General features: G+C 45.0%; 1 protein-coding gene. It reads left to right on the top strand.

The genetic code is table 11. The features are described from left to right. Positions 1–389, top strand: a 389-nt coding sequence (locus VU18_RS16255; RefSeq protein ID WP_047758549.1) for a transposase, incomplete at both ends; no start/stop codon positions are given.

Below are 389 nucleotides of genomic sequence, written 5' to 3'. Positions count from 1 at the left end.
GCTCCAGCGATGAAAAAAGCGATTCAACGGGTTTGCCCAGAGGCGACACATGTCGTCGACTATTTCCATGTCATTCAGCTGTTTACCGATGCGTTAGAACGTTGTCGCAAATATTTGGGCAAAGGAGGCAAGAAACACGGAAATGTTCGTTACGTTTGCCGTTTATTGAGCCAATGCCCAGAGAAATTGACGGAGGAGGAACGTCAAATCATACGAGAATGGTGTAATGAAAGCGATTACTTAAAGTCTGTTTACCAATCGCTCCAACATGTTCGCTATGTGTTCAAAAGCAAAGATGAGCAACAGGCGAAACGACGCTTGAAGGCTTGGATTCATCGGTATTTGTTTTGTCCTTGTTCCGTTGTTCGTGCCATCGCAAAATCACTCGT

This window comes from Geobacillus sp. ZGt-1 (assembly GCF_001026865.1).
GTDB lineage: Bacteria > Bacillota > Bacilli > Bacillales > Anoxybacillaceae > Geobacillus > Geobacillus thermoleovorans.
Note: the sequence above shows the minus strand (reverse complement) of the source record. Positions and strands in the feature narration are given on the sequence as shown.